Origin of the sequence: Legionella sp. PATHC035 (assembly GCF_026191115.1) — a bacterium.
Taxonomy (GTDB): Bacteria; Pseudomonadota; Gammaproteobacteria; order Legionellales; family Legionellaceae; genus Legionella.
The window spans coordinates 1098972-1125352 of sequence record NZ_JAPHOT010000001.1 but is presented as its reverse complement, the minus strand read 5'-3'; the positions used below and the strand labels follow the sequence as shown (position 1 = coordinate 1125352).

The window sequence follows — 26381 nt, the reverse complement described above, 5'->3', positions numbered from 1 at the left end:
TTCCTTTTGTTGTACCCTATGCAGAATATAGAGTTGGTAAAGATTAATCATATCTTAAGCCTAAACGCTCCAAAAGTCCCGCAAGGGTATCATTATCAAAAAATTTCACTTGCAGCCATCCACCATGCTCATTATCGTTTATTATTTGCACGGGTGCACCTACTTGTTCTGATAATATGGCTTGGAGTCGTTCGACATCCCGATCTTTTTTCGCATTTTTGGGGAGGGCAAAATCTTTGTTTTTTTGTGTCCGGACAGCATGTTCTAACTGTCTTACAGACCATTGTTGTTCTATGGTTTGTGCTGCTAAGTATTCCTGCTGGGCCGAATTTAGCCCCACGAGAACTCGCGCATGACCAAAAGATAAGCTTTTATCTCGAATTAAATCTTTTATTTTTTCACTCAAATTCAGTAACCGTATGATATTGGCAATATGGCTTCGTGATTTTCCTACTAAAGTGGCAATTTCATCTTGATGATAATGAAACTCATCAATCAAACGCCGATAAGCGCTTGCCTCTTCAATCAAATTTAAATCTTCTCGTTGAATATTTTCGATTAAAGTGAGGGCACAAGCCTGTTTATCAGTATAGTTCCCGATGAGGCAAGGTACAGTGTGTAATCCTGCCATTTTTGCTGCGCGCCATCTTCGCTCTCCCGCAATAATTTCATAACGCTGTTTCGCTATTGTTCTTACGATTAAAGGTTCAATGAGTCCTTGAGATACAATCGATTGCGCGAGTTCTTTCAAAGCAGCATCATTAAAATCTTCTCTGGGTTGATACTGTCCTGCTTGAATGTTTTCTATAGGTATCTGATGAAATTCAACGTGCATGAAACAAAGTATTGGATGTGATTGTTGAGAATTGTTTCATATTTTGGTGGGAATGGAAATAGGGAATAAAGGATGTACCCCCTGCACACGCTAGCCTACACAGGCTGCATTTCCTGAATTATAACTGCCCCTCTATTTTAACACCTATCTTAATCAGCTCAACTCATTAGCATTGTCGAACCTAAAAATAAAGAGTCCAGTTGATTAGACTCTTTACCATTATTCATTGAGGTCTACATAGCTAAAGAATGAGAATGAGAGGACTCAACTTCGATCAGGAGTAGTGAAATAGATTTTTTGTCTAAACTTCCATCTCTTTTATAGTTCATATTAACCTCTGGTCTTTCTAATGATTCCTTAAGATATTTTTTGAGATCATGATTAAGACGGTGTGAAACATCCTGATCATACGATAATAAATTTTTTATTTGTCGTTCTAACGCTAATACCACCCATGGAGTAGTATAGGGTATAACGGCCTCCAGGATTTGATGCAGTCTTCGTTTTTCTGCTGGACTGTCTTTACTAATTTGATTGATCAGAACAGCAATATCTGTATGCCTGTCAATCGAGGCATGAGCAATAATCGTTGCAAATTGTCGTGGAGACAATACTTCAGCCGCCATCTTACCGTATGGTTCTTGGGTATTTCTAAAAATTTCCCAAAATTTGTTCTCTTTCAGAGAACTTTTTAATTGTTCTTCCGATAAGGTTTCTAAGACAACCCTTAAGCGGTTGCTTCTGTTTTCTCTGTAAGACAGATGGTTGGTTGTTTTTGAATCGATTTGCCAAAGATGTTGCAGTAGATTTTTAAAATCAGGTGAAGAGGCTCGTTCCACTATGATTTTAATTTGGTGATCCGGTATACTCGATAACTCTTCAAATAGCTTTTCTATCTTTATAAGGTAATCTTCTGCATTTAATTCAGCAATAAATGCATCTAATGCCTGAGCAGCCCACTCTTTTTTTTGTACAACTAGATGACTATATACCGGCTTAGTGGGAAGATGGACAGTCCATTTAGACGGAGCCGTGTTATTTCTCATTAAATGAGCCGAGGTGCTTGGCGCCGCCGTGATCGACTTTAAGGCAATTTGGTTATTTACTTTAATGTAATGATCCGCTAATTGGGTCAACCTGATATTAAGTGAAGCAGGGCAGGCTAAATGGGCCAGCTGATCGATTAGAGCGGCTTTCACCTTTTGAGTAGCAAAAGGGAGGATAGAAACAAGCTTGCCTAATGTGTAGGGGCCTGGTTTCAATTTTTTTATCATGGCATTGAGAATATCATGTCCTTTGCTATTCGAAGCAAAAAGCTCTAATTGCTTACGACTTAACGTATTGGCTGCAGCCGTAACGTAGTGGTCTTTATTTAATATTTTTAAAAAATCAGGTGATTCGAAAGAGGCTTTTAACTGTTCTTCAGAGAGCGCATCAAGCATAACAGCAAATTTTTTGCTTTGAAATTCTCTTTTGGAGGGCTCAGATTCAAAACCTGTAAAACAGCGCCATAAATTATCAAGCTCGCTGGAGCTGAATCTTTTGGCTTTCATTGGACTTAATCTCTTTACAAATAATTTAATATCGTAATTAGATAACTTTTCTAATTTATTCCAGAATTCATTCTGAGCTCGAGTTGAATTGTTGATTATTTCAACGAGTGCGGTGATCTCTTGTTCCGCTACCTTAGATAAATCCTCTTCCTCTTCTTTTAATTCAGCTTGTGCTTCATTTTGAGCTATCAAAGCGTTTACTTCAGCCATAAATGTTTCAATGTGTTCGGGGTGGTCGAAGTAATGGCTTGCAGATGTTTTAGACGATTCTGGTTTTTCTTCAGTCTTTGAGAAAAAAATATTAGGGACAGTGCTTGCTCTCGTAATTTGAGGTGCATTTGCTGAACCTTGGTGTTGAGCGGCTATCGGTTTTTCCTTTGTTTTGACAACTACGGGTTCTTCTTTGGATTTGATGTCCGAGAGCTTTTCTTCCGGCTCGGCTGTAAGTGTTAATGTTTGTTCCTCGATAGACTCTTCATCACGACCTGACTCTGGCTGCTCTGAGCGTTCGTTTAATAGTAAGTCATGTTCAGAAATATCACTCACCTCAATCATGGCTTGAGTAAGCTTCAATCCGAAAAGCAGTGCACTGAGAGTTCCTAAAGAACCGATTTTGGCACCTGTAAGACTGGTTTCTAAAGGATTATTTTTTGTAAATAGCCCGGTTAACCAGCCTGTAAGTCCTCCCAAAAGGAGGAGCGGCGCGGTAAAGATTAGTCCGATAGTACTTACAAAAGTAAGGAGAACGCCACCAGTACGTTTGAGATAATCCGGGGAGGCAGATTGTTTTTTTAGTTTGAGAGAATCATTGCTCATAAAAATTCCATCTTTTCAAATTAAGCTAATGGACAAATAAAGACCACTAAAAATATTGGGAGCGTATCATGATGGATTTAGAATAAAACATCAATCGTTATCATAATCGTAGCTCAAACTAATACGGGACTTTTTTCGCAATCTCTTATGCGAAAGTTGGAATCAAGAACGAACAGTTGGCCTTGGTGAGCAGTCAATAGAAATGAGCAATCTAGAAGGTCTGTCTGACAGGTTTCAATAAAATAGTTACAGTCCTAGATTTGCAGTTAATTCACTCTAACTGCTCAATTTGTTTCTTGACAAGAAGAGCATAGAACAATAGCATTGCTAAATTTGTGATCTTTATGGGTTTTTAATGGCTAAAAATACGCTTTATAACTTTCTTGAACTCTGTGTTTATAAAAATAGAAAACTGCATCTCGGTAATGATGTTTATCTGATAAAAACACAAGACAAGACAAAGTGTCCCTATTTTCGCTTTGATTTGCCTATCGAACAGCCCATTTTCTTTAAATTTAAGGATTTGGAACTGAATCTCTCGAAACATCATATTAGTGTTTATGAGGGTGAAAATGCAGAGAATCCATCGCTGAGTCAATTTCATTATTCTGCGTATTTTGTGGATAAAATGAACCAAGAGTACGTATTACATGTGTTTTTTAACGAGCGTAACCAGTTATCTCAATTGCCGGTACTTTCGTTGATAACCGGTGATGATAAAAAAACTCATCTAGAAATTGAGGAGTATTTATCGGATCAATTTATTACATTAGCACGAGAAAAAGTCGATCCGATTATCTCTGAAGTTCAGCGAAGAAAGAGTGAAAAAATCAGAAACTTGCAAACTCAATACGAGAAAGATGAACAGCAGGCATCCGAGTTATCAAAAGATCTCATAGCAAAGAAATCAGAGCATGAGGTTGTTGTTCAGCGCATGATAAAGACACTTAAAGCTTTAAATCCTTTATTCAAACATGATTCCTACATAAGAATTGCAAAATCGCTTGAGTTATTTATTCAGCAACCAAAATCACTAGGCCAACCAAAAAAAGTAACGCGTCAACAGACAAAAAAACAAGCCCCTAAAGCCGATTCAAAGAAACCTGAACCGCGAGCAGAAAAACCTAAATCTGCATCGAGATCAGGGAAAAAATCTCTTCAATCCCATGCCCCTAAATCTTCTTCAATTTCTCATGTTGAAGCCGATTTAGATGCTGCAATTGTAAAATTCAATAGCCTAGAAAACGATGATGCAAGAGCGGTTAACGAAATTTGTAATCTACACACCGAAGTCAATTCTATTTTATTATTAAGTGAGGATGATGATGCTCTTCCTCAAGACTTTATGGATAAAATTAATACTTTGCAATTGCAAATCAACCTTAAGGCTACGACATTACTGCATCGTTTGATAGCACAAAGAAAATTTGACTTAGCAAAGACATTTACGCCTTTCCATTATCAGTTAGATGAAAAATTCCTTATCCAGGCTCTCGATCAGGCGGATGGAGAATTCTTGGATTTTTTATTGGATCACGGAGAATATATTCTCGACAATCAACCGATAAGAATCGAAGATCAGACGTTCAAATCGGCCGTGCACTATTGTTTTAGTATGTGTGAGAAAAAGTCGATGGCCTCTTGTTTATCTACTTTGCTTCGCCATGGAGCCTCCATATTAGTGAAAGGGACAAATGGAATACCGCTTGCTCATACTATTCTTTCAACGCCACAACACCCATTACGCCCAGCACTAGAAGAAAATAAATCTTTAACACTGCAATCGAGATATTTTTACGCTCAGTTAGCCAATTTAATGCAAAATTTTATAATGACAGCGGTGGTTGACCCTGAGAGAAAGGAAAAGCTGACCCGAGATATGGAGTTTTATCGTAATGAAGCGCAGTCATATCTGTTAGGAAAAGATCTTGATAAGGGATTAGGCAATAAACTTCGCAAACAAGTTGATCACTTAGGCCAGATTTTGATGTCAAAAGATAATACTGTGAGCAATGAGTACCAAGAAGTAATGCGAGCCTCAATCCACCAGGGACTTCCAGGAATAAGGAATCAGAAAAATTTGCGCAGGGTCAACCTTCTTTTTAAAGAAGCAATCAAATTTATCGAAGAGGATAAAATAGGTACCTGGAATGGAGAAAAGGAGCATTTGAAAAAACTATTGGGGGCACAATAATTTGTCTGTGATAAACGATGCCTGCTCAAATTCAGTGTAAATCATCTTGCATCAGCAACTTGGTCCATCAGGTTGTCGAGTGATACAGAAAAAAGGTTCCTTCCTTTAGAACTCAATGAAAAAAAGAACTTGGCTGGGGGTAACTGAGTACGATTGTACTTAAAAGTGTAATCCCTCAGCCCAAGAATTGACCTCATCTAATTTTAAAACAGACCATATACGATTGCCGAAATAGCGATGATGCCTATAGCTGTGGTAAATACATTGCTTACTGTATTTGACTGATATTTTTTCATTGCAGGAATTTTGGCAATGGCAAACATAGGCATGATAAACAATAACGCAGCAATGACCGGCCCACCTAATGTTTCTATCATTTTTAAGATATTGGGGTTTATGGTCGCTACAATCCAGCAGGTTAGTACCATAAAAATTTCAATAATTCGCTGGAGCTTGCCTGGACTTATTGTTGTTCCAGTCGATTTTAACATATTTACAATAATACTGCTTAGACCCTCTTTAGCGCCCAAATAATGACCTAGAAATGATTTGGAAATCGCAATAAAGGCAATGATCGGTGCAATGCATGCAATGAGTGGTGTTTTAAAGTGATTCGCTAGATAAGACAGGATGGAAATGTTTTGTTGTTTGGCCTGCATCAGATCTTGAGGTGAAAGACTAAAAACACAGCTAAATACAAAAAACATTACCGAAAAGACCATCAGTAAATGGCTGTATCGCATAATTGATGTGCTACGTTTATCCGCATCACTACCATATCGCTCTTTTTGATTGACGGCAAAAGAGGAAATAATCGGTGAATGATTGAAGGAAAATACCATAACTGGAATGACTAACCATAAAGTCATTAAAAGACCATGTCCGCCGTTCGCATGTAATGAATTGCTTTGTTGTAGAATAGCGTTGTTCCAGTTGGGAATTAAATAAAGAGATAAAAATAATAATATCGTCGCAAAAGGATACACCATTAAGGACATTGATTTAACGATAATCTCCTGTCCAAAACGTACTATAGCCATGAGTGCAAGGATGAGCACTATGGCTAAAAGTGCTCTAGGAGGAGCGGACATGCCCAACTGATTGACAAGAAAGCTTTCAGTGGTATTGGTAATGGCTACGCTGTACATTAATAAGATGGGGTAAATGGCAAAGAAATATAGACCCGTGAGTATTCTTCCTGCAAAAGTACCAAAATGCTCTTCAACTACATCGGTGATGTCATTTTGGTTCGAAGATCCGGATAAAACGAAGCGGCATAACGCACGATGGGAGAAGTAGGTCATAGGGAAGGCAAGTACCGCCATAATAATTAACGGCCAAATTCCATTTAATCCGGCATCGATTGGAAGAAATAAGGTTCCCGCGCCTACAGCAGTTCCGTAAAGGCTAAGCATCCAGACGGTATCGTGTTTTGTCCAAGAATATTTTTTATTCACTGCAAGAGATGAAAGTATTGCTGTAGATTCATTTGATGACATTAAAATATCCTTTCCTTTTGTAATACCGCGCACTGTGTTCAATATTAACACTGTGAAGCTAATATTTCAACAGAGTCCGCTTGTGCTGCTAAACCGCTCGATTAATTTACTTAATTTTCAGCAGCTAGTACTCCAGTTTTGTTCCATAAAGCCTGTCTCCAGCATCACCTAAGCCGGGAATAATGTACCCTTTTTCATTGAGCTGTTGGTCTATTGCCGCTGTGAAAATAGGAATCTCGGGATGCTCTTCATGAAAAGCAGCTATTCCTTCTGGTGAGGCAAGCAGACAGAGAAATTTAATGGATTTAGGGCTGATCGCTTTAATTTCTTTGACTGCGGCAATGGCCGAATTTCCAGTGGCTAACATGGGATCTACCACAATAACATCCCGATCGCGAGTATGTTCTGGAAGTTTAATATAATACTCAATCGCCTCAAGAGTTTTAGGATCTCGATACAAACCAATATGGCCAATTCGTGCTGTCGGCACAAGTTGTAACATGCCATCAACCAAACCATTTCCGGCACGTAAAATTGAAACAAAAACCATTTTTTTACCTTTTAAAACAGGTGATTGCATCAAGGCTAAAGGTGTTTCGATCTCTTCATATTCCATTTCCAAATCACGAGTGATTTCATAAGCAAGCAACATGCTTATTTCATGCATCAGGGTGCGGAATTTGACTGTACTGGTGTCTCTTCGACGCATAATCGTTAATTTATGCTGAATTAACGGATGTTTCACTACTACAACCTGTGGATTGTTCATTTTAACTCCAAACTGCGATTTTATATAAATTGTATCTTGGGTGTAGTGTAGCCCGGATTGGCGCAGCGTAATCCGGGGTTATATACAAAAATCCCCGAATTTCGCTGCGCTAATCCGGGCTACAAAGCACCCAGCTGTAATGGTCTTAACTTAAAACACGGTGCCGTCACTAATAATCTGTAAGGGGGGAATACCTTCAGGACGTTTCTCTTTCGCAATCCGTCGTCCAGCTTCCCAGGTACCTCCTTGTAAAATTTTGGCTAAAGGGAGTTCTTTGGCATTTTTTTGTAATTTTTTTCTGATGAGGTCGGCTAATTCATCCAAGAGAGCAATGGTTAATGCACGCCACTCCACAATGATTTCTGAGCCAGGAGGAAGTGCTGTTTCCATAATTTTTTTATCTTTAATATGCAGCACATCACAATCAATGAATAATCCTCCGTTTCGATATTCTGGTAAACCGGTGAGCTCTTCCAGGAGCATCACGGAAATTCCTGCTTGTTCTAAAGGTTCAATTAAGGAGTAAGTGAGCCACTGTGATAATTTATGAAAAGGAATATATTCTGATCCGGGTTCGTTCGTTTTTAATGCACTATATTGCCACACATCGCCAAGAGGGATTCCATGAAATAAAAGTCTGGCTGGCCATATGCCATTAAATGCATTAAGGACTTCATGAAAAATTTGTGCGGCGGTCAGCGTCTGATTTCTTGCTAAAGAACGGATGTAGGTATAAAAATTACCCAAGCGGTTTTCTTCCCCAAAATGTTCTCTATCCTGTTGTATTAATTCACCAAGTCGATTGAGCAGAGTAACACGTCCAGAAAGACCTTCTAAAGGATTGTTGGTAGTCACTTGAAATCCGCGCTGTAAGTCGTCTTCTTTGAAATTCAATAGACGCTCGGCATCCACTCTCAGGGGCTCATTGGGAAAGGCACTAAACATCCCCTCTTGATAAAGAGATAGACTAGCTAGAGCAAGTCCTTCCGAACGGGAGTAATCTCTTCCAGTCTCAGGTTCGGTATAGCGCCAGTATTTACCTGCGCCGGCATCGAGGAGTACACTGATAATAACGAGCTCATAAAGTATTTTTCCTTGCTCATCTTGAGATAAGCCACTCAAATGCTCCAGCATTTTTTTTATTCGATCAATCCCCCCGGCTTCAAAATGACGCCAGCGACTATGATAAGGAATATCGAGCTGCGGATAATTATTTTGAATGACCTCAATAACAAAAGAAGCAGTGCGGGTCATCTTTTCTGGATCTATGCAAAAGTAGGCTGACTGATCGTGTTTCACTCGTTCCAAAATAGCTTGGGATCGTAAGCGTATGGTGCGAGGATCTTTTAGTGTAGCCAATACGTGGGCAATTTCTTGTTGTTCATTACTCATTAAGATCACGTCCTTTAGTTCTTGCTAGTTCATTGATATCAACAATACGATCAGGTGAGTAGTAACCCGCTGCACGTTTGGCATTCATTTCAACTTGGGCATCAGGGGGAACCAGTTCATCAGGAATGGATACTCGTTCTACGACCTGAATTCCTGATTTGAGCAACGCATCATATTTCATATTGGACATAGAAACAAAGCGATGAATCTTGGTAATACCAAGCCAATGTAAGACATCCGACATGAGCTCTTGAAATCGCATATCTTGAACTCCTGCAACACACTCTGTTCGTTCAAAGTATTTTGCGGCGGTATCGCCACCTTTTTGTCGTTTGCGGGCGTTATAGACTAGAAATTTGGTTACTTCACCGAGAGCCCTTCCTTCTTTGCGATTATAAACAATCAAGCCAGCTCCACCTTTTTGGGCTGATTCAATGGATAATTCAATTCCATGTACTAAATAAGGCCGACACGTACAAATATCAGAGCCGAACACATCAGAGCCATTACATTCGTCATGAATACGACAAGTCAATTCAATTTTGGGATCGTGGATGGTGGTTACATCGCCAAAAAAATAAGCAGTTAATCCGCCTATGGGAGGTAAAAAAACATCAAGATCAGAACGTGTGACCAGTTCGGGAAACATGCCTGCTGTTTGTTCAAATAAGGTCCGGCGTAAATGTGATTCGGAAATTTTAAAGCGCTCAGCAATTCCAGGTAGATACCAGACTGGTTCTAGAGCCGCTTTAGTTACTGCAACATCCCCTGACTCTTTTAATATTTTTCCGTCGGGTATGAGGCGACCTTTTTGGATCGCTGTATGCAATTCAGGGATATTAATATGCGCTTTAGTCACTGCGATTGTGGGACGAATATCATATCCTGCTTGAATTTCATCAGCGAATACGCTTGCCACGAGATGGCCCCAAGGATCAAGTGAAACAATCTTCTGAGCATCATTCCATTGAGGATGGGGACCTATGGTAACTGGTGGAGTAGTATCAGTCAGATCGGGTACATGCTCCGGATCCAATACACCGGCAGCAACAGCAAGAGCACGGTAAACTGAATATGAGCCTGAGTGGGTGCCGACTGCATTGCGATTTTTGATATTAGTAAGCGAAGCGATAACAGGACCACGTTCTTTGGGGTTTTCTGCTCCCCATTTAATTTTTAATGGAGCAGCAGTATGTCCGGATGGATGTGATGATAAAACAATATGTCCTTTGGATTTTTTTTTTGACTCATCTTGTACCATAGTACCAATCCTTTAAATGATGACCACATCAATTTATCATAACAGAAGAATTTAATTGGTATAAAGTACTATTTTCCCTTTATGGATAGGGAGTCATAAGTCATTGTGCTAAGAGAATATTCTCGCTATTATGATTCGCTTTTTATTCATTATTCAGGAATGAGTCGCCATCTCTTTTTGAAGGAGTTAAGAGATCCGAACTACAATTTACAAAGTTTTTTAAGCAGGAACGTTTATTGAGGAAATTTGCCCATTATGACTACTTTGATACTGTGTTTGTTGATTGCAATACTATTACCCTATCTTCTCAAGATGGTTGTTGCTTATTTTATGCAAAAAGAAGGCCGATACGACAATCATTATCCAAGAGCACAACAGGCAAGATTGCAGGGAATGGGAGCGCGAGCTGTTGCCGCACATCAAAACAGTTTTGAATCGTTGCTTGTATTTGCAACTGCTGCATTAACTGCGATGGCTACTAAACATTTAGGTATTTCAATTCAGGTTTTGGCGATTATTTATATAATTTCCCGAGTTATTTATTGTTTTTTTTATTTAATGGATAAGGCTTCATTGAGATCAGCGGTGTGGTTTGTCGGTTTTATTTGTTGTTTGATTATATTGGGACTATGTATGGTGTGATTAGGGCATGAGTTTATGTGGAAGGGGCTGTTAATAAGAGGTTAAAAGGGTTTTTTGATGCACAAAAAAAATGATGTTCAGCAGGTTTCACTTCAACCTTTATTGGTTTTTGTTGTTTTAATGCTCATGGTATTAATGCAGATGACTACGGATCAATATGTTCCTTCATTGCCTGCAATTACTAAGATTTTTAACAGCAATGAGGCATCGATTCAATTAACGTTATCTCTTTTCATGTTGGGCCTGAGTATCTCCCACGTATTTTATGGTCCTTTATCGGATAAAATTGGTCGTAAACCGCCACTGATGTTTGGTGTTGGTTTAAGCATTTTAGGTAGTTTAATCTGTTTTGTTGCCCCTTCAGTTTTAGTATTGATTGTTGGCCGCTTTATTCAAGGATTTGGTATTGGATGTTGCGGTTCAGTGGGCCGATCTTTAGTGCGCGACCTTTTTACTGACAGAGTGTTATCCAAGATTGGATCTTATGTAGGCATCGTCAGTGTATTTATTATGGTTGCCTCTCCTGTTCTAGGTGGATACATCCAGGAGCATTTTGGATGGCGAATGAATTTTTTATTCTTATTAGTCTTCGGTATCGCCATATGGATTTTGGCTCTGTTCTTTCTTCCAGAAACCAATAAAAACCTTAATCCTGATGCAACTCAATTTAAAGTAATGCGTGCGAATTATTTTACCTTATTAAAATCTAAAGTCTTTGTAGGTTATGCATTGTGCGCTTGTCTTGCGTCGGCAGGCTTAATTGGTTATCTGGCGATTGCACCCTTTCTTTTTCAGGATGTACTAGGACTTAGTCCTATAGAATTCGGGCAATTAACCATTTTTATTGCTGGCGCTATTTGTGTGAGTGGGATAATCAATAGCCAATTGGTGATGAGCAAAGGGGTCTCCTATATGGTATTTTTAGGAATTGTATTCATGATCATCGGTGGTTTTACCATGCTGTCCCTTGCTATGTTAGGATTCCAAAATGTGCTTTCTATCATGATTCCCGTAGCATTATTTAGCATGGGTGTTGGGTTTACTTTTATCAATGCATTTGCTGGCGCTTTTCATCCATTTCCTCATATGGCCGGTACAGTTGGAGCTTTATACGCCTGTATGCAAGATTTAAGCTCGGCGTTATCTACAGGTATTATTGCCTTGGGTCAATGGTATGGCCAATTCTCTTTAGCGATAATATTGCTTATTTTAGGGTTATGTTCTTTCGCTTCGTGGTATTATTTAGCCTCAAAAGATAATTAATAGGTGTTGTATGAAAATCAGTGACAGTGAATTAAAAAAAATTATATCCAGGTTATCAGGGGCAAAAGAAGAGGAAATTCATGAGGATACGGTACTGATCGAAGACCTGCATTTAGACTCTTTGAAAATCGTTGAGTTATTGGCCATTCTCAGTGAAGATTATAATCTAACCGTGACTGAGGAAGATGCCATGAATTTTCATACTTATAAGGATTTATTTGATTTTACCCAGGCGTAATTAGTGTATTTTTGAATGTCGCCGATCATAGGGATTTTGCAATTTTATTTTTCACAGATAAGCTATTGTTAACCTGGGTTACGGCTGCGCCTAACCCAGGCTACTTTTAGGGGTTCAAAGTTGAATTGAAGAGGTTTTCTTCATTCTGTTGTTTCATAAAATATGAAATCAACATGCAAACAAGTACTACACCTAAAGTGACTCCGCCAAATAATGTAAGATTTTGAGTAGAATAGGTTGATTTTGGTTTTGTTTTTTCATCGGCTAATTTACCAATTTTATACCACTCATGTTCGGGAGCGAATAATAAAGAATCTGGCGCAATTTTTTTATAGCGCTTAAGTAAATTACTCCATTGCTCTCTGTGTTTTTTTTCATATGCGTTGGCATCTGCTTTGTCGAGCAGAGTATTGCTTTTTTGAGAATCAGATTGCTGCAAAAAGCTACGGCATTTTTTATGCAATTCCCGAATTGGGTGTGCAAATTCCTCTTTGCAATATCGGGTGGTCGCATTACGTTTTAATATTGGGAGCGCATGCTTTAGACTCTTATCATCTAATTCCATCCCAGGATTTTCAGCGATTTTTATAGCGAGGTCCAAAATGTAAAAAGCAATGGCAACACTATCATATTCGGTCTGTTTCTGTGTTTCTGTTATGGGTCTTGATGAGGAAAAACATGGGATATTTGCTGAACTAGCGATTCCATTTAACCGTCTAATTTGCTCATTTACTCGTGCCATCAGTGGTGTATGAATATTGTTTTCATCAAGAAGCCAACCCGCATATCCTCTTAAATGCTCTTGTTCAAGATAAAATTTAACTTGCTCAAAAATTGAGGAGAAGAGTTCGGAAGAAACCGATTTGCTTTCCATCTCAGCCATCAATTGTTCAGCAAACCCTAACAACTCATTCACTTCTTCAAAAACAAGTTGCCCATTGAGGCGTGCATCTGGGCCTATACCTATTTTGGGTAAGGCGACATATTTTTTTATTTGAATATCAATCAATTCACATAAAAATTCGAATAATTCTTTTTGACTCTTCATCGTTATTTTATCCCTCTTTATTTGGGCAGCTAGCTTATCTGATGGCCTTAATTGATGCAATCAAATCCACTCTTGAGTTTATTTTTCTGAGGTGTTTATTTTCTCTCCGTTTTTGTTAAAGACATATATAATAAAAAGAAGGAGGAAGACTTTAGGAACACTATGGAAACGAATCGTGGTTTAGCCGTGACAACAGGATCGTTGCAAGTTATTGAAAGTATTAATCACTTTCATCATCAAATCTTAGGTGCAGGGAAGGAGCCTCATTTTATTTTAGATGCTGTTAAAAATCATCCTGATAATTTGCTCCTTCAAGTCTATGCTGCTGCTTTTTATCTTTATGGCCAAACTGATGCAGCTACATCCTTGGCAAAAGAGCATTTATTACATGCTGAAAAATTATTACCTACAGTAAATTTAAGAGAAAAATTAACCTATCAAGCGGTTAAAGCTTGGATGAATTTGGAGTATGAAAGTGCTTTAACCATTTTAGCCAGTCTAACGGCTTTATATCCCCGTGATACGTTGGCGGCAAAATTTGCTGAATGGTTATTTTATTGCGCAGGACAAGCTTATAACAGTCATCACTATTTAGCCTTCTGTGAACGAATTGCAGCACATAATCAGGATGAATCTCATTTTATAGCCATGCATTCTTTTGCTGCGGAGTTGTCGGGACATGTGAGAGAAGCCCAACAATTGGCTGAGCATGCGCTGGCCATGGAGCCCATTACGCCTTGGGCTCATCATACCTTGGCACACACCTATCTGAACACAAATAATGTTGCCAAAGGAATTACCGCTTTGGAAACGTTTCGAGGGAGTTGGGACGAAATTTCATCCCTTCTTCGTGGGCACAACAGTTGGCATTTAGCGTTATTCTACATTGCATTACATCAAGAAGAGAAGGTGATGGATCTATATCCTGTAATTTTTGGTCTTTCCCCAGAAATTATAACCGAGCAAATCGATGCCATTTCACTATTATGGCGTTTGGATATGGCAGGATTACCGCATCTGGATCGATTTAATGTTATTGCCTTATATCTGAATGAAAATCCATTGATGCACTATACCGGTTTTAATACAGTTCATTACATCTATTGTCTTTCTCGTTTAGGTCAGGAAGATGCAGTGCAGAAATCTCTATCATCAATTGAAACCTATGCTAAAACGCTGGCGAAGGGATATAATCAAACGCTTTGGCTCTCTGTGATCTTGCCCTTATGCAAAGGCATTCATGCTTTTGTAAACAACGATTTTCAAACAGCCTGTGAGTTGATGACACCTTGTATTGCAAGACGCACGGAAATCGGTGGCAGCGATGCGCAATCAGAAATCATTGCCCAGACCTATTTTATTTGTTTAGCACAAAGCAATAAGCTGAAGGCCGCACAAGAGTTTTTCCATTTCCATTTAGCACATTATAAGGGCACGCCTTTGGCTGAATTTTGGTTTAGTTCGAAGTTTAAATTTTAATACAATAGTAGCCTGGGTTCCGGTTCCGCCTCACCCAGGGCTACATTAAATCACCTCTAAAAGGGCGCAAGCGGCGATGCCTCCTCCACCCGCAGCAACTAACAATACTTTATCTTTTGCCTTAATCTCTGCATGTTCGCGCAGGTAATCCAAAGCAATACCTACACTTGAACCGGATGTATTGCCGGTTTCTTCCACGGTTTTGACAATACGCTCTTCAGGAAAACCTAATTGTTTGGCAACCGATAAAACTAAATTTTTATTACCCTGATGTGGTACAAGCCATTGAATATCAGCTGTAGTCAGATTTAATGCCTTGAGAAATTCTTCAGCCCCATCAACCATTCCGTGTACTGCTTTGACAAATAATGCGGTATTTTCTTTGATCGTAATATAAAAAAGTTCAGGGTTTGTACACTGTGCGGCAGGTAGTCTTGATCCTCCAGCAGGCGTGGATACGGTATCGCTCACTTCTCCATCGGCAAATAACGCAGAAGCTATAAAACGGAATTCTGCATCTTCTTTATCGGTGCACACCACACAAGCGGCGGCACCATCGCCAAAGAGAACTCCCGTAGCAAAATTATTTTTATTTAAAAATTTGGAACGAACTTCACTGGCGATTAATAAAACGGATCCCCTGCTCGCTTGAGCAATCGCGGCACTAGTATGTAAACCAACTACAAAGCCTGCACAGGCTGCGCCAATATCAAAAGCACCGGTATTGGTTAATCCAAGCCGGTGTTGCACGAGCGGGCTGGTCGGTGGTGCGAGATAGTCTCCTGAAATCGTAGCTAAGATAATTTGGTTGATCTTATTTTTTTCTGCGGGCTTCGTCGCAAATAGCTTCTCTGCAGCCAATACCGCCAAATCGCTACAGGCCTGATCGTCACTGACCCAACGTCTGTTGCGAATCCCTGTTGAGAAACTGACTAGTGCGGGGTTTTGTGTGCTATTCATCCATTGAAGCACCTCCTGATTGCTCATAATCTTTTCTGGCAATGCAGCGAATGGACCTTTAAGGTAGATATTTTTTTCAGCGTGTAATAAATTCATAATAACCTCATGCCCAGTTCACTAAAAAGTCTAGCGCAGCATAGCCGGATCCCGTCATTGCGTGCTGCACTCGGGATGACAGTACTGGAGTGTTCTCTTAAAGCATACACACTGTGGTGGTTCATCAAGACAATACTCCTTCGGAACGCATTAAAGGCAAGCCCCCACTGACTGTAATTACAGAGCCTGTCATAAATGAGGTGCGGGATAATAAGGGATCCATTGCCTCTGCCACTTGAGCGGGTTCTCCCATCATGCCTTGCGGAATAATTTGGGCCATTTTTTCTTGATAAGCAGGTCGCTGCCAAAATGCTTCGGTTCTTGATGTCTTAATCAGACCAACACGTACAATGTTGGATAAAATATTGTTGGCGCTGTAATCAACGGCCAGGTTTAAAAACAATCCCTCTAATGCGGCTTTGGTTGCGCAATAAGCGCCATAACGACTGGTTCCTGTAATTGCCGAAAGGCTGGAAATCAGAATCAATCGACCAAATTTATGGGCTACAAAAGCGGGTAATAACTGATGAATCAGCCAAATATTGCCATGCAGATTATCATCAATATAAGTACGTAACGCAGGATAGGATAAAGCATGTAATTTACGGAGTTGGTTTACACGGGTAAAGGCGTTCAGGATGACACCATCTAAAGGTTCTTGCAGCAGATGCTGCAGATCTTCTTTACTGTGTTCAGGATTGGAAAAATTGTATACCAAGCCGCTTACCTGCATCTCCTGCTGTTTGTAGTGTTCCAATGTCCTATCCAGGCTTTCTTTAGTGGAACAAGTGATGATGATGCGGTCTCCCAATTGCAGCCTTCTTTTGGCTATAGCCTGGGCAATATCTGAGGAGCCTCCTGTAAGCAAGAGATTCATTCTGCCCCCAATTCAAGTAGGTGTCTTTCAATACTGTCTATCGATACATAATGATCTTTTACTAAAGGCATTACCGGGATTTTTAGTTTAAACTCACGCTCCAACTCGATAATAAGCAGGGCCAACATTAAACTATCCAGACCGCCTTGTTCCAATGAGGCGGATGTATCTTGGGGAAGATGGGTAAGCCCAATCTTTACCAACGTATTGCGAATGCGTTCAGTGAGCATGGATTTTATCCTTCTGACTTAAAAGTAGGTTTTTTCTATCCAATTTTCCGTGTTGATTACGGGGCAATTTTTCGAGTAATTGCACGCTAATCGGAAGCTTTCGGGGTAAAAATTGTTGTTTTAATTGTTCGGCAAGCATTTGCTCTGTGATATTGGGGGCAAAACAACCTTGTTCCATACAGGCAAGTAAGCGGATACCATACAATTCATCAGCTAAAGGTAAGACAATTACTTCTTTAATCCCATTAATTTGACAAATTTTATGTTCGATCTCAATTAAATTGACCTTTTCACCTGCTATATTCACGATCTGATCTCTGCGTCCTTTGATTGCGATTAAACCCGAAGGTAATTGCTCGGCTAAATCCCCAGTAGAAAACCAGTCCTCTTCGATTAGGGATGGGTGTTCTTCCCCCAGATACCCTAACATCAATTGACTGCCTTTGATGAGTAATTCATTGTCTTCTGACAAACGTAATTGCCAATCACCAATAGGGTAACCGGCAAAATCTTCGAGAAATAAAGAGTCTTTGCTGGAATAAGTCAGTACGCGAGGGGCGGCTTCTGTTAACCCGTAATTATTGTAAATTATTGCTTTGGGAAAAGTATGAATTAAGTTGTCCCGCAATGAAATGCTCAAAGGGGCTCCCGCAGAGACAACAGCTTTTATTTTCGCAGCACTTTCCGGAAACAATGCAGCCATTTTACTCATCGCAACCCAATGAGAGGGGACACCGCTCCACATTTCGGGGACTTTACCGCTTTCTAACACTGTTTTGATGTCAGTAAATTGGGAGATCAATTCAGTCGTTATACCCGCAATTAACCCTGGGAGTAATTGGCCTAACAAGCCAAAAGAATAGGACAAAGGTAAAAATAACAATTGATCCTCAACTTGAGAAAACTCAAGGGCGCTTATAACTGCTCGACAATTGGCGCTGATATTTTTTAGAGAAAGTTGTACTGCTTTCATTTGTCCTGTACTCCCTGAAGTAAAGAGTACTAACGCTAAATCAGGATGATGTTTGATGCGGTTGTTTTCCTGTATTTCTAAAAGTTCCCCATGTTCGTTAACGGTCATGCTCGTGCTTAAAATAGCTCGTTTTTGCGCTTCTAATTCTTGAGGGGGGAAAAGTGCTACGGGTTTTCCGATAGTTAAGGCAGCTAATAATTGAATCACAAATAGGGGGTGAGGCGTTGCTTGTAAAATCAGTATTCCAGGTGGAAGTTTGTCAAATTGTAAGGACATGGTCTTGATTGCTGTTTCTAGTTCCGCAAAACTTAAACGGTGCTTCTCAAAACTTAGCGCAACTTTATTTGGAGAATCTTGAGCCAAAAATTGCATATATTAACCCTCAACCTTATTCAATCGCCAGCTAGAGATGATAGGCAGTGTACTATCCAATAAGTGTTTGCGACAGAAATTTCGACGAATTTTACCACTGGTAGTTTGCGGCATTGCCTTAAGTGGAATAAGAACAATGTGATGAACTTCGAGTTGATGACTCTGATAAACCAATTCAAAAATGGTATGAAACAAGGTTTCTTGTTCCTCAGGTGTCATAAAACGATTTTTTACCTCACACATGACGGTCAGTTCGTATTCATGTCCAGTTTGCATGACAAAAGCAGCACATTTACCAAGAGATACATGCACTGGTGCATGCAAGATGGAGTATTCTATGTCCTGTGGATAATGATTTTTTCCATAGAGGATAATCAAATCCTTGATGCGGCCAGTTACATAAAGCTCCTCTTCATGTACAAAACCTAAATCCCCCGTTCTTAAATATACTTGATTACTGGGATCATCATGAATTTTGCCTTGAAATGCGTGGAGGGTCTCTTCTTCTTGTTGCCAATATCCTTGAGCAACACTGGCGCTTTGTACCCAAATTTCCCCGATTTGATCCTTATCACAGAGAGTGCGTGTTTCTGGATCAACAATTTTTACTGTCTGCAGCAATTGGCCGCAACTGACTAGGCTGTGGCTATGTGGATTTTCTTCTTCAGCAAAATGGACACGATGATCCTGATACTGCTCTTTGGCTAGGGTGACTGTGCGATAGGGCGTTCCTGAGACATGACCGGTTACTAATAAAGTTGCTTCAGCCAATCCATAACAAGGATAGAAGGTTTCTTTGCGAAACCCATAATCCTTAAAGGCATGATAAAAATGTTCTAAAGTTTCTTTTCGAATGGGTTCAGCACCATTAGAGGCAATGGTCCAGCAACTTAAATCCAAACCCTCTTTTTTTTCTTCTTTAATGCGTTTCACACAATAATCGTAAGCAAAATTAGGACTGCCGCTAATGGTTACTCTAAATTTGCTAATGTTTTGTAACCAGGAGAGCGGATTTTGTAAAAAAGAAAAAGGGGACATCAGATAAGTTGGAACCCCTGCATAAAGAGGAGTCAAAATATACCCTATTAATCCCATATCATGATGGGGTGGGAGCCAGCTGAGGGAGATGGTTTCTTCATTTAACCGAAAAGCATGGTAGATTTTGTGAATGTTATCCAACAAATTGCCATGAGTAATAATCACTCCTTTAGGATGCATCGTTGAGCCTGAGGTGTACTGCAGAAAAGCAATGTCATTTTTTCGAATCAGCGGTGGCTGCCACAGCACACTCATTTGTAATTCTATGGTATCTAAGGCGAGACAGGGAACGTCATCCAAATGGGGTTTTCCGTGTTTATCCACTGCAGCAAATTTTACTAAATGATCTGCCGTCATCATAACACATACCGGCTTTGCATTGTGAATGATGCGATGTGCCTTATCTAATAATTTTGCTTGCGCAGGGGGATAAATGGGTACCGCAATACAGCCTGCGTAAAGACAACCAAAAAAAGCTTGAATCAGCGGCAAACCAGGGGAAAATAATAATAAGATTCTGTCCCCTGGTTTTGCTCCTTGAGCGTGTAAGCGTGCGGCTATGGCTTTTGCTCGCTCGTCCAGCTCAGCATAGGTTATTTTTTCTTCTAAATCTCTATTTACAAAAGTACAGCTCACATTTTGCGGAGTATGAAGAGCTCGGTTCTGAATTGCATCCACTAGTGAGATAGAATTAAAAATCTCTTTATTCATCGCGGAAAACCTCATGGCTTATGAAATTGGAGAATCTGCGCTGCGTAGGACAGTCCGCCTCCAACACTCATCATGAGTATTTTTCCTGGGCGGTCAAAAATCTGTTCCTCGACCGCTCTTGCTAAAGAATAAAGTACTGATGCACCACCAAGATTACCAATCGTATCGGAATCCCAAATTATGGATTTATTGATAATTTGATTTTCCTCTAGAAGTTGGGTGATGAGTTTGCGATTCACTTGATGAGGGATGATCCAGGTGATCGCTTCTCTATCCTCTTCTGTAGGAAGTAAATGGGCCAACATCTGCTTGTACTTAACATAGGCGAGTTCTTTCATCAGGGATTCATCGCCAATTAGATGATAACCTATGGTATCGATTTGCTCTTGGGTTGGCGGAAAAACACCCTGGGTAGTAAATGCTTCAACGTATTTTCCCTCCGTAGAAAAAAAAGTTTTTTCAACGGTAAAGGCACCAGTTTCCTTTTTTTCCATAAACAAGGCAGCAGCACCATCAGCCAAACCTATCCAGGTTTTTTCATTTTCAGGGTCGATTACTTTGGATAATGTCTCGGCACAACTCACCAGGATATTACCATACCCTAAAGCCATTAAAGCATAGGCAAGATGAAGTGTTGATAAGGAAGTGGAGCAACCCGTTTTTAAATCATAAGCAGGGGCATCTACTCCCAAGCTTCCGAGAACAGCTGCAGCTTGTGAGCCCGTAAATCGTTTATTGGTGGTCGACCCCAACAAAAAAGCATCTATTTTTTTGGGGGGGGTGAACTGTGCCAACAGTTTTTGTACTGCTTCAGTGGCTAATGATTCAGCAGTCAACGCTCTGGATTTGTCTAGAGACTCCCAAGGTTTATGGCACCAATAACGAGAATAAAAACCAAACTCCTCCCCAATTTTTTCAGCAAATTTTTCTAAAAAAGACGATGAGTGGCTCGAGGTTCTTGGGAAGTTTTTTAAAATATCCAGATTAGTGACTGGAGGAGAATTTGGCAGAACACGCGATGCTGCGGTAATATCAAAACGGATATTGGGGGACAGAATTTCCATAGAGTACCTGTAAGAATTTAATGCGACTCATTATAACCGTTTTTTTAGATAATTTGACCCTATTAATTACGAAGTGTATTATTTTGCACAAATTTAACTTATAGCTGAGTGAAATATGCCCTCATCGTCTGTTGATAAAACCACGATGAAATGGATAGAAAGTCTCATTGATGAGCATAGTTTTCTTCCATTGCTTGCCGATTATGCCCCTAATGATCAAGTCCACTTACAATTTGGGGCTGAAGTGATCACCGGTTTAGCTAAAGTAAACCATAAGCCTGTTGCCATATATGCTCATAATCATTCAGTGAATCGAGGATATATTACTAGCCAAGGTGCGAAAAAGATTATACGCCTTATGGATAGAGCCAAAGACTTACGCATCCCTATTATCGCTTTTTTAGCTTCCCCTGGCATTTCTTTGGAAGAGAATTTGTTAAGTGGTGATGAGTACACTCAAATTATTGCACGCAATATTATTTTATCGGGTATTGTTCCACAGTTTGCAGTCCTTGTTGCTCCAACCTTAGGTGCACCGGCTTATTCTGCTGTGTTGATGGATTTGCTTTTTTTTAATAAGCATCGTAGCTATTTAATGGTTACCAGTCCTATGGTTGTTCAACAGGCAATCGGTGAAAAAGTCAGTATGGGGGAACTGGGTGGTACTGCTATGCATGCCAGTACTACTGGCATCGCGGATTTTGTGGATGACAGCATCACCGCACAAATAAAGCAGGTAAAAAACATGCTCCACTTTTTTCCATCACATCATGGAGAAAGCCCCCCAAGACATGCAGTCCTAGAACCCATGCATGCGTTGCCCAATATCCCAACTGATCCCCGAGTGCCGTTTAATATGCTCGATTTGGTTCAGGCAATTGTGGATGGTTCAGAAGTATGGCAATACAAAAGCATGTATGGACAAGCCATGATTTGTGCTTTTGTACGTATCCATGGGTATGCGGTAGGGATTGTTGCCAATCAAAGCATTCGTTTTAGTGGTGCAATTGATTCTGATGCCGCACAAAAGGCAGCTAAATTTATCCGCATCTGCGATGCTTATCGAATTCCTATACTTACTTTAATTGATGTGCCAGGTTTTATGCCGGGAAAACGTGAAGAGCAAAAGGGCTTATTGCAACATGGAGCCAGATTATGTGCGGCCATGCAAACTCGGGTGCCTAGAATGAGTGTGATTGTTCGTAAATGCTATGGGGCAGCTGCTTTTCTCATGATGCAAACCGCATCGCAACAAGGTGATCTGGTCTTGGCTCTAGAAACTGCAACTCTTGGCGTTATGGGTAAAGAGACCACAAAAAAAGTACAAAGTACGGATGGACAAGCCTCTGCCGAAATACAACCGAGTGAAACGGATGGGCTGCACCTCGATCCTTCGTTAAAGGATGCCTATGTATCGGGTTTGATTGATGAACTGATTACTCCCGAACAAATACGTAGTCGTTTGGCACAACATTTGGAATTCTTATATCGCAAGATCGATGAGCTGCCCATTGCACGACATTCTATTGTGTAGAAAGCGCTTGCTTTTTTTGAGCAATAACAGATAAATGGAACCCCTCATCCGCCCTGGCGGGCACCCTCTCCCCACAGGGGCGAAGGGAAGCGTGAAAATCCCCTCTCCCGTTTCGGGAGAGGGGCAGGGGCTAGGGTATCACGCGCTACAATTTAGTAAGGATCATCATGTCTTCTTACCACGATTTACTGCAATTAATTCATTCGTTTGAGAGCTATTTAGGCAATCCTGAACACCAAGATAGCCCGATCAATTTTGAAGAAAGCTTACACTACGATGAGCAGGAGCAGCTTGCCTGGAAGCAAATCAAGCAGATTCAGCAATGGGGTTTTATGGATTATCTCATTCCTCAGTCTCTTGGTGGGAAGTTTAATTCGCTTGATGTGGGATATTTTTTAGTTAAATCAATATGTAGACGCGATTTAACTACAGGCATAGCCCTAGGATTGCCATTCCTTGGTGCTTTACCCCTTTGGATAGCAGGAAATGAGCAACAGAAAAAAGAGCTGGCGGCATCTTTTCGACGTGGTGAAATTACGGCATGTGCGTTGACTGAGGAAGAACATGGTTCGGATATTATGGCAAATGAGGTCGAAGCCCAACCTTCTCTGAACGGGTGGGAATTATCCGGAAGGAAATGGTGCATTAATTTTGCTACTCAGGGGGAAAATATTACCCTTCTTTGTCGAACTCATGAACGGGGAGGGCCTCTAGGCTTCTCGGTTTTTTTTCTGAATAAATCCAAAATACCATCCGGTTTCATGCCAACCCCTAAGCTTCCCACGCATGGGGTGAGAGGGTTGGATATTAGTGGTTTTTCTTTAGAACAGGTTTTTTTGCCCCAAGATGCATTAGTTGGTAATAAACAACGCGGGCTAGAAATTATCTATAAAACATTGCAGGTTTCACGAACCTTATGTGCTTCTTTTTCTGTAGGCGCTGCAGATACCGCATTACGGTTGGCACTGTCTTTTAGCCTGCAAAGGCTAATATATGGTAAGGCTGCCTATGAAATTCCGGCGGTAAAACAACGGCTAGGTGAACAGTTTACGCAATTACTCATTGCCGATTGCACCGCTTTAGCTGTGGCTCGTGCATGCTCGGTAAGGCCTCAACAACTCTCTTTTTGGTCGGCTATTATTAAATTTCTCATTCCTAAAATAACGGAAGAAATTGTCGAGGAATGCAGCATAGTAATGGGAGCTCGGGCTTATTTGCGTACAACCGAGTGGGCCATGTTTCAGAAAATCAGACGGGATATCTCAGTAATTGGTTTATTTGATGGGAGTAGTCAAGTTAATTTATCGGTGATTGCCGGAAGTTTATTACCACAAGCAAGGATGAGGGGAAGTTGCCTTCCAAGTCAGTTACACCAGCTGGAGTCTATTTTTAGTCTTAATGATGTTTGCTCCGAATTTTCTCTAGCTCGCCTAAGCCTTTTTACGCATGCAGAAGACGATATTTTAGCAGGTTTATCCGTATTAAAATCGGAACCCATCAATCCCCTGATTCATGCAATTCGTGCTGAGCTTACTCGACTCGATCGCGACATTGTTTCTTTGCATGAACAAAAACAATTTGACCCCCGCAGCTTGGCAGCATTTCGCTTAGCAGAACAATACTGCTGGATTTTTGCAGCAAGTTGTTGCCTTCACTTTTGGCATTTTAATCAGGAATTGATGGCTAAAGAATTACTGGGCATAGACTGGATTCAGCTAGCAATTCAATTAATTCTTAACAAATTAAATTCATCCTCAAGTATTGATAACCGATTGCAAGAATCTATGGCGGGCAGTTTATCGAAATTTTACGAGCAACATAAATTATTTTCGCTGATTCCGATAACAATACCCGCCTAACCTGGAAAAGTGCCTCGCCAACTTGAATTTTTGAGGGTATCATTTCGCATCGCATTCATTTTGGCCAGTAATAGGAATGAATTGGAAAAGAATACTTATTGCAGCAATTACCCGAAAAAAATATCAGGCTTTTATTAAGGATACCCAATATCCTGAACGTTGTCGTGAACGTTTATGGAATCAAGAAATCGTTCCTTTATTAAAAAAATCCTCCTATTGGCAGGCTCTGTTACAAAATAGCCAAACTTTAAGTCTCGATGATTTTCCAATTACAAATTATGAAGAGTATGAGTCAGCGCTTTTGGCTGCTCAACACGGTCATATTCAGCCTTTTAATGGAGAGCAATTGATTTTTTGGTCAGAGACTTCGGGAACTTCAGGCACACGAAAGTTTTTTCCAATCACAGCATCATTCCAGACGCAGTTTCAGCGTACGATGCCCCCTTATATTTATACCTTGACTCAACGCGTTCCTGGTTTGTTCAAAGAAAAAATAGTGTATTTGGCCGCAGTCGATTCGCATAAAACCTCTCCAGCGGGCACTCCTTCTGGTTGGATTAGCAATTTTAACTATCGTCATTTACCTTCTTTTATTAAACGCTTTTATGCGTTGCCCGATGAGGTATTCGATAATACTGAAGTCTATGAACAATGGTCTGCCTTATATGCTTTAGCAACGGATCTCAGCGCACTATTTGCAGTAACGCCTATGGTTATTGATGCTTTTTTCAATCGTTGTCGTAACGATTTTAAATATTTTTTACCCTATTTATTAGGGGAAAAACCGGTTCCCGATTTTTTGCCTCCGATTCAAATTACAAGAAAACGTCAACGCTATTTACAGCAGTTGCTGCAACAGGAGCCCCGTTCCTTCAAAGAGTTTTGGCCCTCATTAAGTATTGTTGGATGCTGGATTTCCGGTCTTTGTGAATATCCCGCGCATCAATTGCAAAAATTGTTAGGACCAGGAGTTGGCCTGGTTGACGGTACTTTTTCTGCCACTGAAGGATGGCTTACTGTGCCTATAGACGACCAACCAGGTGGTTTTTTGCATCCTGGTGCCCATATCGTTGAGTTTATTGAAGAGGGCAAGAGTATTAAGAGAGAAAATCTGTTGCAATCTTGGGAGTTAGAGCAGGGTAAAAAATATGAAATATTCTTAACTACAGCAATGGGCTTTGTTCGTTATCAGTTAAAAGATGTAGTGAAATGTACTGGTTTCTTACATAAAGCACCAAGACTTGACTTTTGTTATAAAACCCAAATGATAAAGTTGGAAAGTTGTTCTGTCTCAGGTTCTGAATTGCAGAACATGCTGAGCGATATTTCTTTTGAAATCGAACCGCATTGGTATTTTGCACGTAATCGTGTCGGAAATAGAATTGTTTTTGTCGCTGACGATGCGATTCAAATATCCGATGCGTTATTAGCGCGTATGCACGAACGCTTAATGCAAATCAATGAGTCCTATGCACATAGTGTGATGACTAAAGAAGTATTACCTATGGTTTTATTGCAATTGTCGAGAGATGAATTATTGGCGGATAATCATGCACAGACAAAACCTAAGTTAATTTCTCAGCAAGTTATTAACGAAAAATAAGTAGGTTACTTGCTATGATAATGTAAAAGTGACTCTTTCCCTGAGCCCAGCGCCATTAAGTTGAAGAGTTTCCCT

Annotated in this window: 21 protein-coding genes; 8 read left to right on the top strand and 13 right to left on the bottom strand. The window is 40.2% G+C overall.

Translation table 11 applies throughout. The features are described 5' to 3' along the window. Positions 1-43: 43 nt before the first annotated feature. Both OQJ13_RS05025 and OQJ13_RS05020 read right to left on the bottom strand, forming a co-directional pair. On the bottom strand, positions 44-835 hold the full coding sequence (locus OQJ13_RS05025) for a ParB/RepB/Spo0J family partition protein (RefSeq protein ID WP_265709617.1): 792 nt from the start codon (positions 833-835) through the stop codon (positions 44-46). Positions 836-1068: 233 nt separating this feature from the next. Continuing rightward, positions 1069-3204, bottom strand: coding sequence for a hypothetical protein (locus tag OQJ13_RS05020; protein ID WP_265709615.1), 2136 nt, complete (start codon positions 3202-3204; stop codon positions 1069-1071). A 355-nt stretch (positions 3205-3559) separates the two neighbouring features. On the opposite strand from OQJ13_RS05020, the gene OQJ13_RS05015 reads away from it, so the two are divergent. After that, positions 3560-5398 (top strand): hypothetical protein, encoded by a 1839-nt coding sequence (locus tag OQJ13_RS05015; RefSeq protein WP_265709613.1) that lies wholly within the window; start codon positions 3560-3562, stop codon positions 5396-5398. Between the two features lie 203 nt (positions 5399-5601). Here OQJ13_RS05015 and OQJ13_RS05010 read toward each other — a convergent pair whose 3' ends face one another. The 4 genes from OQJ13_RS05010 to OQJ13_RS04995 all read right to left on the bottom strand — a co-directional run bounded on the left by OQJ13_RS05010 (position 5602) and on the right by OQJ13_RS04995 (position 10319). Then, positions 5602-6897 carry a serine/threonine transporter gene (locus OQJ13_RS05010; RefSeq protein WP_265709611.1) on the bottom strand — a complete coding sequence of 432 codons (1296 nt, stop codon included), beginning with the start codon at positions 6895-6897 and terminating at the stop codon, positions 5602-5604. Between the two features lie 124 nt (positions 6898-7021). Continuing rightward, positions 7022-7666, bottom strand: coding sequence for a uracil phosphoribosyltransferase (upp, locus tag OQJ13_RS05005; protein ID WP_265709609.1), 645 nt, complete (start codon positions 7664-7666; stop codon positions 7022-7024). 150 nt (positions 7667-7816) lie between these two features. Further along, positions 7817-9058 (bottom strand): URC4/urg3 family protein, encoded by a 1242-nt coding sequence (locus OQJ13_RS05000; RefSeq protein WP_265709607.1) that lies wholly within the window; start codon positions 9056-9058, stop codon positions 7817-7819. Next, positions 9051-10319 carry a GTP cyclohydrolase II gene (locus OQJ13_RS04995; RefSeq protein ID WP_265709606.1) on the bottom strand — a complete coding sequence of 423 codons (1269 nt, stop codon included), beginning with the start codon at positions 10317-10319 and terminating at the stop codon, positions 9051-9053. The genes OQJ13_RS05000 and OQJ13_RS04995 overlap by 8 nt, the downstream gene beginning before the upstream one ends. 255 nt (positions 10320-10574) lie before the next feature. Between OQJ13_RS04995 and OQJ13_RS04990 the strand changes: the two genes are divergently transcribed. Genes OQJ13_RS04990 through OQJ13_RS04980 form a run of 3 tightly spaced genes read left to right on the top strand, consistent with a single transcriptional unit; the run spans position 10575 to position 12462 of the window. Continuing rightward, positions 10575-10961 (top strand): MAPEG family protein, encoded by a 387-nt coding sequence (locus OQJ13_RS04990; RefSeq protein WP_265709605.1) that lies wholly within the window; start codon positions 10575-10577, stop codon positions 10959-10961. Positions 10962-11018: 57 nt separating this feature from the next. Continuing rightward, positions 11019-12224: a multidrug effflux MFS transporter gene (locus tag OQJ13_RS04985; protein WP_265709603.1), complete on the top strand. Its 1206-nt coding sequence runs from the start codon at positions 11019-11021 to the stop codon at positions 12222-12224. Positions 12225-12234: 10 nt separating this feature from the next. Then, positions 12235-12462, top strand: coding sequence for an acyl carrier protein (locus tag OQJ13_RS04980; RefSeq protein WP_265709601.1), 228 nt, complete (start codon positions 12235-12237; stop codon positions 12460-12462). A 106-nt stretch (positions 12463-12568) separates the two neighbouring features. Here OQJ13_RS04980 and OQJ13_RS04975 read toward each other — a convergent pair whose 3' ends face one another. After that, a complete protein-coding gene (locus OQJ13_RS04975; protein ID WP_265709599.1) occupies positions 12569-13510 on the bottom strand; it encodes a hypothetical protein in 942 nt (313 codons plus the stop codon). A gap of 162 nt (positions 13511-13672) precedes the next feature. On the opposite strand from OQJ13_RS04975, the gene OQJ13_RS04970 reads away from it, so the two are divergent. Then, the gene (locus OQJ13_RS04970; RefSeq protein ID WP_265709597.1) at positions 13673-14989 is read left to right on the top strand and encodes a tetratricopeptide repeat protein; all 1317 of its coding nucleotides are present in this window, start codon (positions 13673-13675) and stop codon (positions 14987-14989) included. Positions 14990-15034: 45 nt separating this feature from the next. Here the strand turns inward: OQJ13_RS04970 and OQJ13_RS04965 are convergent, their stop codons facing one another. The 6 genes from OQJ13_RS04965 to OQJ13_RS04940 form a co-directional block, all read right to left on the bottom strand. Further along, a complete protein-coding gene (locus tag OQJ13_RS04965; protein WP_265709595.1) occupies positions 15035-16045 on the bottom strand; it encodes a 3-oxoacyl-ACP synthase III family protein in 1011 nt (336 codons plus the stop codon). 124 nt (positions 16046-16169) lie between these two features. Then, on the bottom strand, positions 16170-16922 hold the full coding sequence (locus OQJ13_RS04960) for an SDR family NAD(P)-dependent oxidoreductase (protein WP_265709594.1): 753 nt from the start codon (positions 16920-16922) through the stop codon (positions 16170-16172). Then, positions 16919-17152, bottom strand: a complete 234-nt coding sequence (locus OQJ13_RS04955) for an acyl carrier protein (protein ID WP_265709592.1) — start codon at positions 17150-17152, stop codon at positions 16919-16921. Before OQJ13_RS04955 ends, OQJ13_RS04960 begins: the two co-directional genes overlap by 4 nt. Then, positions 17142-18497, bottom strand: a complete 1356-nt coding sequence (locus OQJ13_RS04950) for a class I adenylate-forming enzyme family protein (protein ID WP_265709591.1) — start codon at positions 18495-18497, stop codon at positions 17142-17144. The genes OQJ13_RS04955 and OQJ13_RS04950 overlap by 11 nt, the downstream gene beginning before the upstream one ends. Positions 18498-18500: 3 nt before the next feature. Then, positions 18501-20246 carry a fatty acyl-AMP ligase gene (locus OQJ13_RS04945; protein ID WP_265709590.1) on the bottom strand — a complete coding sequence of 582 codons (1746 nt, stop codon included), beginning with the start codon at positions 20244-20246 and terminating at the stop codon, positions 18501-18503. A gap of 11 nt (positions 20247-20257) precedes the next feature. After that, positions 20258-21310, bottom strand: coding sequence for a 3-oxoacyl-ACP synthase III family protein (locus tag OQJ13_RS04940; RefSeq protein ID WP_265709589.1), 1053 nt, complete (start codon positions 21308-21310; stop codon positions 20258-20260). A gap of 115 nt (positions 21311-21425) precedes the next feature. On the opposite strand from OQJ13_RS04940, the gene OQJ13_RS04935 reads away from it, so the two are divergent. The 3 genes from OQJ13_RS04935 (at position 21426) to OQJ13_RS04925 (ending at position 26306) form a co-directional block, all read left to right on the top strand. Next, on the top strand, positions 21426-22844 hold the full coding sequence (locus tag OQJ13_RS04935; protein ID WP_265709587.1) for an acyl-CoA carboxylase subunit beta: 1419 nt from the start codon (positions 21426-21428) through the stop codon (positions 22842-22844). A gap of 167 nt (positions 22845-23011) precedes the next feature. Further along, complete coding sequence (locus OQJ13_RS04930; RefSeq protein WP_265709586.1) at positions 23012-24703, top strand: acyl-CoA dehydrogenase; 1692 nt, start codon at positions 23012-23014, stop codon at positions 24701-24703. A gap of 76 nt (positions 24704-24779) precedes the next feature. Further along, the gene (locus OQJ13_RS04925; RefSeq protein WP_265709585.1) at positions 24780-26306 is read left to right on the top strand and encodes a GH3 family domain-containing protein; all 1527 of its coding nucleotides are present in this window, start codon (positions 24780-24782) and stop codon (positions 26304-26306) included. The last annotated feature ends 75 nt before the right edge of the window (positions 26307-26381 follow it).